This window comes from Streptococcus sp. HMSC076C08, from assembly GCF_001810825.1.
GTDB lineage: Bacteria > Bacillota > Bacilli > Lactobacillales > Streptococcaceae > Streptococcus.
Genome location: NZ_KV802703.1, coordinates 1,608 through 17,689 on the forward strand (window position 1 = coordinate 1,608; position 16,082 = coordinate 17,689).

The 16,082-nt window shown below is 39.6% G+C and carries 12 protein-coding genes; 2 read left to right on the forward strand and 10 right to left on the reverse strand.

The features are described 5' to 3' along the window. Together HMPREF2766_RS00180 and HMPREF2766_RS00185 are read right to left on the reverse strand one after the other, a co-directional pair. A partial coding sequence (locus tag HMPREF2766_RS00180; protein ID WP_261676397.1) for a CshA/CshB family fibrillar adhesin-related protein occupies window positions 1–3,286 on the reverse strand: 3,286 nt, incomplete at its 3' end. A 292-nt stretch (window positions 3,287–3,578) separates the two neighbouring features. Further along, window positions 3,579–4,286, reverse strand: a complete 708-nt coding sequence (locus tag HMPREF2766_RS00185) for a glucosamine-6-phosphate deaminase (protein ID WP_000864609.1) — start codon at window positions 4,284–4,286, stop codon at window positions 3,579–3,581. 150 nt (window positions 4,287–4,436) lie between these two features. Here HMPREF2766_RS00185 and queA point away from each other — a divergent pair, with 150 nt between their 5' ends. Further along, on the forward strand, window positions 4,437–5,465 hold the full coding sequence (gene queA, locus HMPREF2766_RS00190; protein ID WP_070567042.1) for a tRNA preQ1(34) S-adenosylmethionine ribosyltransferase-isomerase QueA: 1,029 nt from the start codon (window positions 4,437–4,439) through the stop codon (window positions 5,463–5,465). Between the two features lie 39 nt (window positions 5,466–5,504). Here queA and HMPREF2766_RS00195 read toward each other — a convergent pair whose 3' ends face one another. From HMPREF2766_RS00195 to HMPREF2766_RS00215, 5 genes are read right to left on the reverse strand one after another with little or no spacing between them, the layout of a single operon-like run. Beyond that, on the reverse strand, window positions 5,505–6,365 hold the full coding sequence (locus tag HMPREF2766_RS00195) for a YihY/virulence factor BrkB family protein (RefSeq protein WP_070567044.1): 861 nt from the start codon (window positions 6,363–6,365) through the stop codon (window positions 5,505–5,507). Window positions 6,366–6,394: 29 nt separating this feature from the next. Continuing rightward, window positions 6,395–8,449: a cation:proton antiporter gene (locus HMPREF2766_RS00200; RefSeq protein ID WP_049477701.1), complete on the reverse strand. Its 2,055-nt coding sequence runs from the start codon at window positions 8,447–8,449 to the stop codon at window positions 6,395–6,397. An 11-nt stretch (window positions 8,450–8,460) separates the two neighbouring features. Beyond that, window positions 8,461–8,715 carry a hypothetical protein gene (locus HMPREF2766_RS00205; RefSeq protein WP_000361094.1) on the reverse strand — a complete coding sequence of 85 codons (255 nt, stop codon included), beginning with the start codon at window positions 8,713–8,715 and terminating at the stop codon, window positions 8,461–8,463. Then, window positions 8,708–9,265, reverse strand: a complete 558-nt coding sequence (locus HMPREF2766_RS00210; RefSeq protein WP_070567047.1) for a tRNA 5-(aminomethyl)-2-thiouridylate-methyltransferase MnmM — start codon at window positions 9,263–9,265, stop codon at window positions 8,708–8,710. The genes HMPREF2766_RS00205 and HMPREF2766_RS00210 overlap by 8 nt, the downstream gene beginning before the upstream one ends. A 1-nt stretch (window position 9,266) precedes the next feature. Further along, complete coding sequence (locus HMPREF2766_RS00215; protein WP_070567050.1) at window positions 9,267–10,205, reverse strand: tRNA modification radical SAM protein MnmL/YtqA; 939 nt, start codon at window positions 10,203–10,205, stop codon at window positions 9,267–9,269. Window positions 10,206–10,296: 91 nt separating this feature from the next. Here HMPREF2766_RS00215 and HMPREF2766_RS00220 point away from each other — a divergent pair, with 91 nt between their 5' ends. Further along, the gene (locus tag HMPREF2766_RS00220) at window positions 10,297–10,656 is read left to right on the forward strand and encodes a DUF3397 domain-containing protein (protein WP_070567053.1); all 360 of its coding nucleotides are present in this window, start codon (window positions 10,297–10,299) and stop codon (window positions 10,654–10,656) included. A gap of 82 nt (window positions 10,657–10,738) precedes the next feature. Here HMPREF2766_RS00220 and HMPREF2766_RS00225 read toward each other — a convergent pair whose 3' ends face one another. The 3 genes from HMPREF2766_RS00225 to HMPREF2766_RS00235 all read right to left on the reverse strand — a co-directional run. Continuing rightward, window positions 10,739–11,479: a class I SAM-dependent methyltransferase gene (locus HMPREF2766_RS00225; protein ID WP_070567056.1), complete on the reverse strand. Its 741-nt coding sequence runs from the start codon at window positions 11,477–11,479 to the stop codon at window positions 10,739–10,741. A 207-nt stretch (window positions 11,480–11,686) separates the two neighbouring features. Continuing rightward, window positions 11,687–15,049, reverse strand: coding sequence for a Cna B-type domain-containing protein (locus tag HMPREF2766_RS00230; RefSeq protein WP_070567059.1), 3,363 nt, complete (start codon window positions 15,047–15,049; stop codon window positions 11,687–11,689). A 591-nt stretch (window positions 15,050–15,640) separates the two neighbouring features. Beyond that, window positions 15,641–16,082, reverse strand: a 442-nt coding sequence (locus HMPREF2766_RS00235) for a prealbumin-like fold domain-containing protein (protein ID WP_148131176.1), incomplete at its 5' end; no start/stop codon positions are given.

Genomic DNA, 16,082 nt, shown 5'->3' on the forward strand with positions numbered 1-16,082 from the left:
TTCCGTTGGCATCCACACGAGTCAATTCAACCTCTGGTGTTTCACCCTTGAACTGTTTATCTGGTGTGAAGGTCACCTTACCGTCTGCATCCACTTCGAACTTACCGACATTTGGCACTTTTTTCACAGTTGTACCATTGTCAAATAGTGGAGTCGAATCAGCTGGGAATGGAACAGAGTCATGACCTGGAGTGAAAGTCACTTTACCTTCTTGGACTTGACCTTGAAGGCCTTCTGTCTTATCACCTGTACCAGTCGGTGTTACTTTCGTAAACTCTGGACTGTAGGTTGCAGTGACTGGGGTGCCATTCTTATCTACACGTTTGACTGTGACTGGATCTGGGTTTCCTACAAACTGTTTATCTGGAGTGAAGGTCACACTTCCGTCTGGCGCAATTGTGTAGGTTCCTTGACCTGGAATAGACTTCTCTTTGCTTCCATCTTCGAAGGTTGGCTCAACTGTTTCATCGATTGGAACCAGTGGATCGCCGCCTTGGAAGCTTGGGGTACCAGTTTGTGGAACACCTTGAGGGCCTGTGCTCGTTGCGTTAGTTCCTGTAGGTGTCACTTTAGTCACTGTTGGTTTATAATGTGCTCGGTAAGGAACACCGTTAGAATCATTTACTTGGACAGTAACTGGGTCTGGAGTACCGACAAAATTTTTGTTAGGTTTGAAAGTGACTTGACCAGTGTTAGGGTCTAACTCATAAGTTCCAACTGACTGACCATTGGATGTAGCAGGAACTGAGTTACCAATAATAGGTTGGCCGTTAGCATCCACAAAGGTCGCAGGGCGTGAAGCATCTGGAGTCACTGGCGTTTTATCTGGATCGCCATCATTAAAGATTAGATTTTTGTTTTGTTCTTGACCTTGAACACCAGTTGATTCATATGTTGGTATCTTTCGAACAGTAGGAATGTATCGACCATCCATATTGTTCAAAATGTCATTCTTATTTGGATTTGATGCATCAGTTGATTGCCAGTTAGTTGATGAACCGTTTGAGTCTGTACGACGAATATTAATCCCTTCAGCAGTTCCTGTGAAGTCTGCATTTGGTGTGAACGCTACATCGATATCATCTCCATTAGTAGTCACTACATAGGTTCCTTCCGGACGCACATAAGTATTGCCGTTTGTTGGAGTCAAGACATTTCCTTGATTATCCAAAATCTGTGGCGCTTGGCTACTCATGCTAGCATTAGTTACAAAGTCTGAACGATCTGGTCCTTTAGGTGTGAAGTGAACTGTAGCATTTTGTGTTTCACCTTGAAGACCTGTTGTTTCTTTCTTTTCACCTTGAGGTGGATAAGTACGACGAACCAACATGTCCTCTACTTCACCACTAAATGCCATCCCGGTAGGCTTCTCAATATCACCTGCATTAGTCGCAATACGCACACGCATTCCAAGTTGGTCAACTAAGCCACCACTAAGACTCGGAATTGCATTAAATGTTAAAGTGTGATCTCCATTAGCAGTTATTTCTTTAACTACACTGCCTTCATTATCATCAAATTTCCCATTATTATTGAAGTCCACCCATGCTTTGACATATGCTTTAGCATTACCATTTGGATTAGCCTTAATCTTAAGGGTATAAGTGCCATTCTTAGCTTTGTTTAAATCCAAAAGGTCGTTAGTATTGTTATATTGATCAGCAGTTAGCAATTGCTGCGGACCTTCATCTGAAACATCCTCACGATCATCAGAAGTCCAATCATTTTTAGAATCCACATCGATATCTGCTTCTGTAGAACCTAAGTAAGGTTGCTTTATTTGAACATTTGTTATCGAATCGCGTGTAGAGATAGTATGGTGAGCTTCACCGTAACTTTCTGGCGCATCACCACCATCAACTACCAAGAATCCCATCATAAGTGCCTGTTGCCCTGCGGTCGCAACATAAAAACCTACCTCAGAAGCCCCACGGGTCATTACAACTGGCACTGCTTTACTTGCTGAAACTATTGGTCCAAATACTTGACTACCTAGACCACCTGTAACTGTATCAGGACTCAAAAACTTATTCCAATCGACAGTCTTATCTTTTAGGATGAGTAGACCACCTCTTGTTGTCTTGTCAGCCTGCTTAACAAGTTCTTCAGTCGTAACAGTGTAAGGACCTTTTGCACGAGGACCTTTCATCCATTCTCCTACGTATTCCCAACCTTCACCGTTAGTGGTAAAAATACCATATTCACCAGGGTTAGCATCTTCTCCATCAGCCATAACAACTGCTGGTTTTACTTTTTTTCCACGATAAGTGGCTTCTATTTTAAATTTAACCCCCCAGTTTACACCATCAACTGGTACGATAATTTGTGTTTTATGGCCTTGTGTATCAAAACCTTGTCCCCCAATAGTACTCCATTTATCTTGAGGTTGACCTGATACAGGAGGTGGAGTTTTTCCATAATCTTTCCAACTTTTTAAATAACTGTTTGTTGCATTTGGATCATAAGTTCCAGCAGATGAAGTTCCTTCCACACGCTTTTTATAAATTTCAGTAGCGTGGAATGGTTTAAGCTCAGTAACTGTCAAGGTAACTACATAACCAGGTGAAATTTCTTTCGTATAAGTAGTTCCAATCTTAAACCCTCCCTGAGGATCTAAGTTTTTCAAGCTTGCTGTATCAGAGAAATCAATCCAGTTAATTTGTTTTGCTAATTGTGTACTTTCTTTCTTCTCTGATTCAGACAATTCTGGTTTAGATGTACGTGGTACAGGAGTCGCATCGTCCGCACCTGCATAACTAGCTGGTGCAACTGAAGTCGCCTGGGTATCACGACGAACTCTACGAGAACGTGTAGATTGTTCAGTAACACTAGACGTCTCAGTAGGTTCAGCAATTATTGGAGCAACTGCAGTTTCTGGTTTAGCACTCTCTGTAGATTTATCTTCTGGAGAAGTAACTGGTTTCTCAACAGGAGACTGTGATGTTTCAGAGATAACCGATTTGTCATTGTTCTTTTTATCAGCAGGCTCTGTTCCAGAATTTGAAGTTGCTGTTTCTTTAGTTGGTTGAGAGGATTCTACTACAGATGGTGTTTCAGACTTTTCCGATGTTTTAGAATCTGTAGGTGATATAGAAGTCCCCGTTGTTTTATCAAGGTTTGTTTTAGCTACCTCGTTTAAAGAGTTTGTCACACTCGTCTCATCAGCACTAACTTGAGAAGTTGCTCCCAAAAGGACAAAAGTAGACAAGAGCACAGAACAAACACCTACATTTAGTTTTCGAATAGAAAACTTATGAAGGCGTGGATTAAATAAATCTTTCCCCATTATAATCTCCTTAATTATAATTTTATAACTCAGAACATTATACAACTTTTTTTATAGCTTCGCTACTAAGTAAACTTAAAAAATTTTAGTTATTATTTAAATTATAAAAGAAAAAAACTACGTATACTTAACTTCAATTATTATCTTGTTATATTTTTTTCCTGCATTAAAATTTATATAATTTCTTTATTCAAATATTTTATAGTTTAAACCAAAATTATCAAAATTTCACTTCTAGCTTATAAGAATCAAAAAACCACTCACTCCAAAGAGCAAGTGGTTCGTGTAATTTTTATTTTTCAAGTAAGCTGAGCGCTTCTGCATCAGCGATAATAGTCACGTCAGGGTGGTTTTGTAGGCTACTTGCTGGTAGACTTTCAGTCACTGGACCAGACACTGTTCCAGCAATGGCTTCTGCTTTAGACTCACCGTAAGCAAAGAGAATAATTGACTTGGCATCCAAGATGTTTTTAATTCCCATTGAAATGGCTTGGGTTGGGACGTCTTCAATCTTGTCAAAGAAGCGAGCATTGGCTTCGATAGTAGACTGGTCAAGTTCTACTAGATGCGTTTGACTGTCAAATGGAGTGCCAGGCTCATTAAAGCCGATATGTCCATTGCGACCAATCCCCAAGATTTGCAAATCAACAGGATGGTCAGCTAAAATTTGATTGTAGCGTTCTACTTCTTCTTCAGCATTATCCTTAACACCACGTGGCAAGAAACTTTCTTTAAATGGTTTTTGGTTAAACAGGTTTTCTTGCATGAAGTAACGGTAAGATTGTGGATTGTCCCCATCAAGCCCTACATACTCATCAAGGTTCACACTGGTTAGATTTGAAAAATCAAGGTCACTCTCAACGATTTCTTTGTAAAACTCAAGTGGACTACTTCCTGTCGCAAGTCCCAATGTTTGAGCGCCATTGGCTAATTTTTCCTTCAAAATCTCAAAAGCAACTTTTCCACCTTCGACTTGGTTTTCAACTTTAATAACTTTCATCTTTTCATCCTCCATTTTAATCTATATTTATTATATGGTATAGACCAATTTTTGTCAAGTGAAAACGATTTAATTTCTAAAAAAAGAGCGTATAAACTTGAAACATGTTATAATGGATAAGATTAGAACTTAGAAAGAATGAAGAGATATATGAATACAGCTGATTTTGATTTCCACTTACCTGAGGAATTGATTGCCCAAACGCCCCTTGAAAAACGAGATTCCTCCAAACTCCTTATCGTTAATCGCGAGACGGGAGAAATGCAGGATAAACACTTCCACTCCATTATCGACATGCTGGAACCTGGTGATGCCCTTGTCATGAACGACACCCGTGTTCTCCCTGCCCGCCTTTATGGTCAAAAAGAGGAGACCGGAGGGCACGTGGAGCTTCTCCTGCTCAAAAATACTGCCGGTGATGAGTGGGAAGTCCTCGCTAAACCTGCCAAACGCCTCAAGGTCGGTACTCGTGTCAGCTTTGGTGATGGTCGCCTCAGCGCTGTCGTTACGAAAGAGTTGACCCACGGGGGCCGCATTGTCCGCTTTGAATACCAAGGAATTTTCCTAGAAGTTTTGGAAAGTCTGGGAGAAATGCCTCTGCCACCTTATATCCATGAAAAATTGGATGACCGTGAACGCTATCAAACCGTTTACGCCAAGGAAAGTGGCTCTGCTGCTGCACCGACTGCTGGATTGCACTTCACCAAAGAGCTACTGGCAGAAATCCAAGCCAAGGGTGTCCATCTGGTCTATTTGACTCTCCATGTCGGACTCGGAACCTTTAGACCTGTTTCTGTGGATAATCTAGACGAACACGAAATGCACTCAGAATTCTATCAGCTTTCTGAGGATGCGGCTGCCACCCTTCGATCTGTCAAAGAAAATGGTGGTCGTGTCATCGCTGTCGGAACTACTTCTATCCGTACACTGGAAACCATCGGTTCCAAGTTTGATGGGCAAATCCAAGCAGATTCTGGCTGGACCAATATCTTTATCAAACCTGGTTACGAATGGAAGGTTGTGGATGCTTTTTCAACCAACTTCCACCTACCCAAGTCAACTCTTGTCATGCTAGTTTCTGCCTTTGCAGGTCGTGACTTAGTCCTAGATGCCTATAACCATGCCATCCAAGAACGCTACCGTTTCTTCAGTTTTGGTGATGCCATGTTTATCTATTAAGAAAATCCCTATTAGGAAACCTAATAGGGATTTTTCTAATTATTCCATACCAAACTTTGGATCTTTCAAACTTTGAACACTGGCATTGATAACTGCTCCGATAATCAAAATCTTTGCAATGAGAATAAACCAGAACATCATGACTACCACAATAATGGAACTGAAAAATCGGACATCAACCAGATGATTGACATAACTATTGACGTAGACAGAAAAGATGTTCAATAAAAAGATAAGAGTTAGCAAGACAAAGACACTTCCTGGTAAAACATAGCGGATTCGTGGTGCTTTTACTTTTGGAAGGAAGTAATAAATCATAACCAGAATGGCAAAGATCAAGGCATAGACCAGAGGGCCTGTAAAGTCTTGCAGGTAGGAAAATAGCGGACTGTCAGGTTGCCAGTAAGTTTTGAGGAGGTTGAGCAACATACGACCAAACATACTCAAAAACAAGGCTAAGGCAAAAAGAATCTGCAAGCCAAAACTAACAAGTAGACTCATCAACTGATGGGAGATAATTCCTCGACTCTTGGTCACCCCATAGGCTTTGTTAAAAGCTTTTTGGAGGAAATCCATTGATTTCGAAAAGGTCCAGAGGGCAGATAAAACGGCAAAACTCAGCAAACCAGTTGATGGTTGAGTCAGAACTTCTCGTACAATCTTGGCAACCACATCATACACCGTATCAGGCAAGAATTCCTTGATTGTCAGTAAGAAATTTGAGACTGGAATCTGAAAATAAGGCAAAATATTGACCATTATCATTAGCAAAGGAAAGATTGAAATCAACCAATAGTAGGCAACCGCAACACTGGTCAACTCACTATCAGATGCTTGATAATAATGCAAAAAAGCTTTCAATAAGGGCCTGTCCATCAGCTCTTTCCACCACTTTTTCATGTTCCATCCTCCGTCATTTTCTTCATCATCTAAGTTCTTCTGATTAAATCTAGCATATCATAAGGTAAAGTATTTGCGGCCTCTTTCAGAGAATAATTCTCTAAATTATTCACATTTTGGCGTAGTTTTTTGGCATACTTGGCTGTTATCAGTTTAGCTTCTTCGTATTCAAAGATTGCCTTACGTTCGAGATAGTAGCCTCGTAGCATTTCATCAATATTGTTTGGCTTGATGCGATTGATAACCCGCTCAACAAAGGCACCACTTCCGATAATGGCCGTCTCGCGTAGACGAGATTCTTGCATAAAACTAATCAGAGAACTCTTGTAAACCCCTTTTAGGTTTTCCAAACTCTCGATAATCAACTCTGTATTTTCCAAATACAACTCTGAAATCTGATCATAGTCAACTGCTAGTAGTTTACGAGATTCTTCATTTATCCAACTACGGAAAGTTTTGCCAAAGGTAAACATTTCATGGAGTAGAAAGCGCAGTATCCGTAAGGAAACTAGGAAGTAATAAGTCACTCTAGAAGCGAAATTCCGATTGATACTCTGCTCCATGTTTTTTAGGTAACGTTGGTAAACTCGATAGCCACGCTCGCTGATTCTATTTTCTTCATAGGCTTGCTCCAAACCGTCACTCTCAATACTCAAGATAAGAAGCTTGAGGGACTCCCAGTCCTCTTGGACTCTCTTATTTTCCAGACTAAGGATGAGGTTTTCAATCCGACCATGGTAATTATCAATAGCTGCATAAAGAGGAAGTTTGTTCTTGTGATGGTCCAGTTCTTTTTCTAATTCTGCAGCTACATCATTCAGAATCGCAATATGCATCAAATGATCCTTGCTTTCCTCTTGTTCTTCAGATAAGTGAGGGAGGACCAATAAACCTGTTAGAAAGCTCAATAGTGTAACGCCTGCTACAAGGAAGAGTAAGAGAGGGTATTCCTGCTCCAAATGACTTGGTATGAGGAGAATGGTCGCGATAGATACTGTCCCTTTGACACCAGAGAAGGTCAAAAGAAGCATATCTTTCATGTACTTATGAATTTTTTTCTTAAGTCGACGCGTCCTCACAAAGTAAAAACCAGCAATCATGACAAAGCGGATCGCAAAAAGCAAGAATGTCAGAACGACAACTGAAATCAGTAAAAGAAGGGGATTGTAGAGAGAATTAGACAAAATCGGCTCTGCTATCAACTCTAATTCCATTCCCAAGAGAACAAAGACTGATCCATTTAGCATAAAGGTCACGGTGTGCCAGACGGTCTCCGTCACGGTGTCTACCTGAGCCTCAAGGAGCGTAATTTTCTTAAAGCGACTGGCCTTCAAAATACCTGCAACCACTACTGCGATAATCCCTGAAACATGAAACTCTTCTGCAATGAAAAAGGTCATGAGTGGCAAACTTAGCTCTAGCAATAGTTCACTGGCTATATCTATCGCTCGTACACTCAGCAAAAAGCTATGCAAGAAACGATTGACCATAGCCGTCACAAAACCGACTACAAAACCACCAAAGATAGAAAGTGCTAGGGAAGTTCCTGCTTGGCTGAATGAAAACGTTCCTGTTGTCCAAGCAGCAAGAGCCATCTGAAAGGCAACCAAACCAGAAGCATCATTTAAGAGTCCTTCCCCTTTTAGGATATTAGAAACCCGTTTGGGAAAACGAAAACGTTCAGAAAGAGATGCAAAGGCAACCAAATCTGTTGGCCCAAGTGCCGCTCCAACTGCTAAACAGGCCGCCAAAGGAAGAGTCATCCAAAGGAAGTGAGCCATGCCCCCCAAGCTTAAGGTCGAGATAAAAATCACAGGAAAGATCAGAAAGACGACAATCCGCCAATGCTTCAAAATGGACGTAATATCCGCTTCTTCTGCCTCCCGGAAAAGTAAGGGACCAATAACCATGGCTAGAAACAGCTCTGTATTGAGATGAAAGTCCGCATCGGGAACAAATAAACCAATCCCAATCCCCAAAAGAATTTGTACAAGAGGAAGGGGCAAAAAAGGGAGAAGTTTATTGGTCGTGGTTGAAATGATTAAGACAAATAAAAATAGAATCAAGTAAATGAGTAATTCCACACAATTCCTCCTTAATCTTTTTTACAACAAGATTCAAAAATCTCCTTTTGCTCTTGGATTTTCTGATCAATCTTAGAACAGTCTTTGTGCTCAATTTTTTTCTGGCATCGTTCCATTTCAAGAGCCACTAATTTTTTCTTAATTTTAAGCATTTTCTTGCTCATATGTGCTTCGTCGAGCACCCCGACTGCTCGCTCGTGATGCGTTGACTCGACAAAATTTTGGCGCATTGCCTCAAGCTTCTCACGAAGGTATTGTTTATCCATGTCTATACCTTTCTAATTTTTCAATCATAACTAAAAACGGTGGATTATTAACTTGGTTGAGAGTCCGATAAATGGCAGCTGTATACTCTTGTTGGTTCAACTGGCTAACAAACTCCAATACAGCATCCCTCTCGGTGTCTCCTCCTTCATGACCATAGTAGATCATGATAGCAATCCGCCCCCCTTTGACAAGCAAATGACACAGCTTTTCTAATGCTTCGATAGTAGTCTGAGGTTGGGTGATGACGGATTTGTCAGCAGAAGGCAGATAACCCAGATTAAAAATCCCTGCCTTAGCTTCTGTCACAAACTGGTCTAGTGTCTCATGACCTTGCAAGATTAACTGGGCATTTGTCATACCTGCCTGATCCAAACGCTCTTGGGTTTTCTCCAAAGCCTGCTCCTGGATATCAAAGGCATAGACTTTCTTAGCTAGCTTGGCTAGAAAAAGGGTATCATGGCCATTACCCATGGTCGCATCCACAACAATATCCTCTTTTGTCACGACTTCCGCTAAAAAATCATGTGCCATCTCAAGTGGTCTTTTCATTTTAAAACTCCTGTTTTACAGCCTTGCATCCTTGCACACTTCCACGACGTCGCATCTCAGTTTCAATAGCATTTAGCACTTCCCATTTATTGAGGCTCCACATAGGACCAATCAGCATATCTCTAGGTGCATCTCCTGTAATTCGATGGATGACGATATGCTTAGGAATGATTTCTAGTTGGTCACAAATGACCTTGACATACTCATCCTGACTCATCAGTTGCAAGCGTCCTTCGTGGTAATCTCGCTGCATCCGTGTATTGGTCATGAGGTGAAGCAAGTGCAGTTTAATTCCTTGAATATCATTATCCGTGACGCAGCGGCGGACATTTTCAATCATCATCTCATGAGTCTCACCAGGCAAACCATTGATCAAATGGGAAACAATCTCAATCTTAGGATATTTCCTCAAGCGTTTGACCGTTTCCACATACAATTCATAAGAATGGGCACGGTTAATCAGCTCAGATGTTGCTTCAAAGGTTGTCTGTAAGCCCAATTCTACCGTCACATGCATGCGTTCCGACAACTCAGCCAAATATTCGATGGTTTCATCGGGTAAACAGTCTGGCCGTGTTCCGATATTGATTCCTACTACACCTGGCTCGTTGATAGCCTGCTCATAACGTTCCCGAATCACTTCCACCTTTTCATGGGTGTTGGTAAAGTTTTGGAAATAAACTAGATACTTTTTAACATCTGGCCATTTGCGGTGCATAAAGTCAATTTCCTTATAAAATTGCTCACGGATAGGGGCATCCGGTGCCACAATGGCATCTCCAGAACCTGAAACCGTACAAAAAGTACAACCACCATGAGCTACAGTTCCATCACGATTTGGACAGTCAAATCCCGCATCAATAGGAACTTTGAAAGTCTTTTCTCCAAAAAGTTTTCGATAATAATCATTCAAGGTATTATAAGATTTCATAACTTTCATTATAACAAAAAACACCTACAATCTCAAAAGCCTGACTTTCCTACAAATTCCCTTGTTTCTCATTTCCTTTAGCGTTTTTTTATGATACAATATGGGTATGATTTTAATGAAAATAGCATCTATTTTATTATTGATATTAACCTTGGTGGTTTGCTTTATTGTCACCAAGCTTTTTGGACTTAGGAAAATAGGATTTAATTTCGCGGATCTAGCTTTTCCACTGTTGGTATTTGAGTACTATCTGATTACTGCTAAAGCCTTTACCCACAACTTTCTACCGCGACTTGGTGTCGCACTTTCTCTCCTAGCAATCCTCCTTGTAGTCTTTTTCCTTGTCAAAAAACGAAGTTTTTATTACCCTAAATTCATCAAATTCTTCTGGAGAGCCGGTTTTCTCCTTACCTTAATCATCTACATTGCTATGGTTGTCGAATTGATGATGCTCCCATAAAAAACATTCCCTCAGACAGCTGTCTAAGGGAATGTTTTTATCTTCATACCTTGTTTTCTAAGCTCTACCAAGATACTTTATCTTATTTCCTAAATGTCAAGGCGTAGAATTTGCCATCCCAAAGAAGTTTCATTTCATTTTCCTTAACTTCGCTTGGAACAGCATTCTCAATTTCACTCAAATCAACAGTAGCATCTTTAAAATAATCCTTACTAAAATGATTTTTCTTATATTGCTGATCCACATAGTCAGCCGTCTCATCTGCAATTAAAAGCTTGGTTCCTGGCTTCGCCACTCGTAGCATTTCCTGCATAGCCTTGGCCTTATCATTGAAAAAATTGATTCCGCCAATATGGTAGACAATGTCAAAACTATTATCCGCAAAGGGTAGATCCTCCGCGCAAGCATGGAAAAGTTGCAAATTAGTCTTTTTAGCGCAAGATTTCTGGCATTTTTCTAGCATACTGATAGAAATATCTACCCCTACAAAGTCTAAACTTTTCAGGTCGATTGTCTCAGGAATATAACGTAGGTCTTGACCAGTCCCGATAGAGACATAAAGAACAGATAAATTATCCTTCCATTCTATTTCCTCCATCAGATCCTTTCTCAACTTATCAATTGCCTTGCCGTGGAGAAGTGGTCCTATCCATTTCTCACTCATATCATACCAGCGAGCCATACGGTTGTACATGGTCATGTATTTAGCATTATCTCCAGATAAATAATCTGGATTAAGAGACAGATAGATAGCCCCATCTTTTTGAAAATTTTCCACCTCCAAACCTGACTTCAATTTATCTTGTAATCTTGTTTCAATCATATGTAACATCTCCTTTTCTATTTGTCACCTATTATAGTGGAATTCATCGCAAAAACAATAGCTTTTTAGTAAGTGGCAACTATCCACTTGTATCTGGTAGTAGAACCAGGGTTAGTTACAAAAAAAACAAGTGCCAATTTCCATTGACACTTGTTTCCACTTTTAAACTGTGTTGCAAAATTTCGTGAAAGATACCGTTTAAAAAACTTAATCTTCTTTTTTGCGTCTTGCCAAGAATCCTGTTCCCAATCCAAGAAGGGCGATTCCAGCTACTAGAGTCGCTTGGTTAGACTCGCTTCCTGTATTAGGTAATTCCCCACCCTTTTTAGGCTTACCTGGTTCATTTGGTTTGCCAGGTGTTGGTTTTTCAGGAGTATGCGTATTTGTAATGTTGTAACCTTCTACTGAAGCTGTATAACCATCTGGAACATTCACTTCTTCAACAGTGTAGGCAATCTCCTTACCTTCTTGATAACGATCAAGACCTGTGAACTCATAAGTCCAGCCACTTGTTTCTGACACTGTAGCTGTCTGACCAGTTTCCTTGCCATCTGCAAGAAGTTTTACGGTGATAGATGCTGGACGGATGCCATCTTTGTTATCTTCATCTTTCCAGATCTTATGACCTTTTACAGCTGTTTTTTCTGGAGTATGTTCGTTGGTAATGGTGTACTTGCCATCCTTGTCTGTAGTGATGGTTGCTTTGTATTCTGTCATAGCAGTTTCTTTGACAGTGTACTTGATTTCCTTACCATTCTCATACTTAGGAAGTTTTTTAGATTCGAACTTCCAGCCAGTTTTTTCTGAAACTTCAATTTCTTGAACAACCTTGTCGCCGTTAAGAATTTGAACTTTCACAGATGTTGTACGTTTACCGTCTTGGTTGTTGTTATCTTTCCACACCTTAGTTCCTGAAAGAACAATTGTTTCTGGGTTATAGGTGTTTGTCACTACTTGACCAGTCACAGAGGCTTCGTAACCAGCTGGTACATCCACTTCCTTGATAGAATAGGTGATTTCTTTTCCAGCTTCGTATTGTGGAAGATTGGTGAAGGATGCTACCCAAGTGTTATCATCAGTCTTTTCCTTAGCTGTTAAGGTCAATTTCTTACCTTCAACGGCTACTGGATCAGCATTTCCTACTTTTTTATAAAGTTGAACCGTTACGGACTCAGGACGCTTGCCGTCTTGGTTGTTCGCATCGTTCCATACTTTTGTTACCTTGTAGTCAATTTCTTTAGGAGCATATTTGTTTGTGATGGTAAAGTCTGTAATAGTCGCTTCGTATTCTGCTACGGCTTCTTCTGTTACAGTGTATTTAATTTCTTTACCAGCTTTATATTTTGCTAATTTTTCGAATGTAGCAGTCCAAGTTCCGTCTGCGGCTGCTTGAACCTCTTTCGATGCTACTTTCTCACCGTCTGCTAAAAGATTGATTGTAATCTTAGTCGGACGTTTGCCGTCTTGGTTATTAGCGTCATCCCAGTTCTTAGTTGCTTTTACATCAACTGTTTCTGGTGAATAGCTATTTGTGATAGTGAATCCTGATGCAGCATCACCAGTAATTTCAGAAGTATAACCAGCAACAGTTACTTCTACTACCGTGTACTGGATAGGTGTGCCGCCTTTATCAGCATCAAGGTCTTTGAAGCTTCCAGCCCAACCATTTGCTTCAGTCAATTCAAGTGTTTTACCAGTATCTTGACCATCTGCAAGCAATTTAACTGTGACAGAAGTTGGACGTTTTCCGTCTTGGTTGTTCTCGTCCTTCCATACTTTCTTCACAGGAACTTCCGTTTTTGCTGGAGTGTAAGTATTCTCAAAAGCTTTTTCATCATCGTAAGAAACAGTTGCTTCAAGTGCACCTTTGCCCTTATCTACTACAGTAACTGTAGCCGTGATAGTTTTAGTGTCGTACTTGATGCTTGTATCACTGCCAGCTTTTTCAGCAATTTTAAAGGTATAAGTCCCTGCTTTGTCGAATTCCAATTCTGAGAAAGCAATGTTTCCGTCTTTGTCATTCTTCACAGTTTCTTTCACCTTACCATCTTGGTCTGTTAAAGTGAATTCAAACTCTTCAGCCTTCAACTCACGACCTGTAAGTTTTTTATTAGCTTTAATCTTGGCTTTAGCTTTGCTACGTTTATTTGTAACTGTTTTGATAGCTCCATCTTGTCCAACAGTCATCTCAAATGGAGTAGGATTTAACTCATATCCCTCAGGAGCCTCAATTTCGGTTACCGTAAAGTTCCCTTTCTTGATATCACTCTCTGAGTAAATAGATGACTCAGCAATTCCGTCATCATTTGTCGTTACAATTTCCTCTTTAGCCGTAGCTCCTGCTGGAGGAGTAATCTTGAATTTTGCTCCTTTTAGACGGTCATGAGTCAGCTCGTCGACCTTGTAAAGAATGATACGGTAACCAGTTTCTAACTGAATTGTACCACCAGAAGCAACGACTGAGTTTCCGATTTGCTTAACGACTGTCTTATTACTATAGTCGTCATATGTTAAAATCTGGTCATCACCCTTCATTTCAGCATTGTTTTGGACTTGCGTGCCATCAGCTGGAGCACTTGTTTTATAATTAATTCGAAATGCTGCTGGTTTACCGTTCTTCGCAAGAATTGAAGATGCATTGTTAATTGTTAAAGTAAATTCTGTGTAAGAATCATTCCATTTTACTTGGTAATCCTTACCAGCTTCTAAGACAACCTCATCTTTAAAGTAATAATATTGATCATACCAACCTGCTGTGACACTAAATGTTTCAGGAATCATCTGCATTGGCGAAGCATTTGGATCTACCCAGTCATGAATTTCAATTTTATTATAGGCTGCTTGTTTCGGATTAACACGAACATACCAGCTGTGTAAGTATTTTCCACTCTTATTTAGAGCCTTGGATGTCCAATCCTCTTTGTAAATCAAACCATGATATTTATTGAAATTAGCTCGACCAATTCCTTCAGAATAATCAGCCGTATCACCTTTTTTAACCTTGATTTGATGGGTGATTTCATTTATGGTTTCCGTCTTATCAAAACGAAGCGTTTCATTGCTTAATTCATTTTTAGAACTAAAACCAACAAAGAAATTTCCTTTAACGTTTTGGACTTGATAGCCACCTTTTTTCTCAAGATAGGTTTTCAAATTCTTTAATGTAATAGTTGCCTTACCACCATTATTATCCCCGTTTGATACAATTTGAGTTTCTCCGATAACGAGATCTGTTTCCCTATCTTTTAAATCAAAAGTTTCATTTCTAACAGTTAAAGGGCTCGGAACAGTAAAGGTAAAGGTATCACCGTCCTCTAATTTACCATCATAGGCGCTCAAATCGTAATCAACAGTGAATTTATAATTTGAGTAGTTATGATGTTCAGGAGAAAGTGTATAAACACCATTCGCATCTGGTTTTATAAACTTACCATTATCAACCTCCCAAATTCCAATATTACTGATAACGTTCTTCAGTTCCTTTGCTTGAACTGAATTTGGAGCAAAGATTATCCCTAGCAAACAGGCCAGAGAAGTTAGGATGGGTAACCAGAATTTCTTGTTCTTCATAATCTTCCTTTCTAAATTACCGAAAACATTAAACCGACAAACTATGATTATAAAATCTCAACACTCATCTCCTTTCGAATTCGTTGAAATCCATGAGGGTTATTGAATAAGTTGCATCATATTAACATATATCATAACTATATATAAGTGCAATATTTATCATATTTGTTCTATTTTTAATATAGAAACCTCCTTCAATTTCATTATAAAACAAAATTAACTTTTTTTGTAATATTATGAGGTTATTGCCTTTTGAAAATATTGACACAGTGTAAAATTACTGCCATAAAAACTAATTCTTTCATCAGACTGAAGTTTCTTTAAGTATAGTGTACACATACGAACAACTTCTCTTTTAAACAAACAGAAAGAAACATTGCACAAAATATTCCATTTATTTATAAGTTTGATACGCCTTAATAATTATCCAAACTATTTTATATAAGTAAAAATCAGAAGAAATCTAGCAATAGTCATATCCTATCCTGATAAATAGTTTAATTTAGCATATTTCATTATTCTGAACCATAAAAAAAGACCAGGGGTTATCCCTGATCTTTCTTTACTGTACTTATTGGCTACTAAATGAGATTAGTCTTCTTTTCTTCGTTTAGTTGCTACAAGACCTGCACCTAAAGCTAGAAGAGCTAAACCTGCTGCTAATGCAGCTTGTCCAGATTCGCTTCCAGTATTTGGTAGGTTAGGATTTTCTGGTTCAGTTTGGTCCGTTACTACTAACTTACCATCCTTAAACTCAACCTGATTTCCACTAGCATTTACCACTGTTACAGTTCCGTCGTAGTTAACTTGGAATGTAATATCTGTTACTGCTAAGTATCCAGTTGGAGCGGCTTCTTCATGGAAAGTATATACTCCCGGAGTCAAATCAAGTACATGTGATTGTTTGGCTTTTGAAGTCCATTCAGCCACAGGATTACCTGCAACTTTTTCTCCACGGAAAATTTGGATTTTTGCACCCGCGATTTCTTCACCCGCTAGATTTACCTTGCTGAAGGTAATCTTACGTGGAAGG

Coding starts and splice junctions, on each gene's coding strand:
- HMPREF2766_RS00195 (WP_070567044.1), bottom strand. CDS start 6,365: ATGAAAAAGTGGTGGAAAGAGCTGATGGACAGGCCCTTATTGAAAGCT.
- HMPREF2766_RS00185 (WP_000864609.1), bottom strand. CDS start 4,286: ATGAAAGTTATTAAAGTTGAAAACCAAGTCGAAGGTGGAAAAGTTGCT.
- queA (WP_070567042.1), top strand. CDS start 4,437: ATGAATACAGCTGATTTTGATTTCCACTTACCTGAGGAATTGATTGCC.
- HMPREF2766_RS00225 (WP_070567056.1), bottom strand. CDS start 11,479: ATGATTGAAACAAGATTACAAGATAAATTGAAGTCAGGTTTGGAGGTG.
- HMPREF2766_RS00205 (WP_000361094.1), bottom strand. CDS start 8,715: ATGGATAAACAATACCTTCGTGAGAAGCTTGAGGCAATGCGCCAAAAT.
- HMPREF2766_RS00215 (WP_070567050.1), bottom strand. CDS start 10,205: ATGAAAGTTATGAAATCTTATAATACCTTGAATGATTATTATCGAAAA.
- HMPREF2766_RS00220 (WP_070567053.1), top strand. CDS start 10,297: ATGGGTATGATTTTAATGAAAATAGCATCTATTTTATTATTGATATTA.
- HMPREF2766_RS00210 (WP_070567047.1), bottom strand. CDS start 9,265: ATGAAAAGACCACTTGAGATGGCACATGATTTTTTAGCGGAAGTCGTG.
- HMPREF2766_RS00230 (WP_070567059.1), bottom strand. CDS start 15,049: ATGAAGAACAAGAAATTCTGGTTACCCATCCTAACTTCTCTGGCCTGT.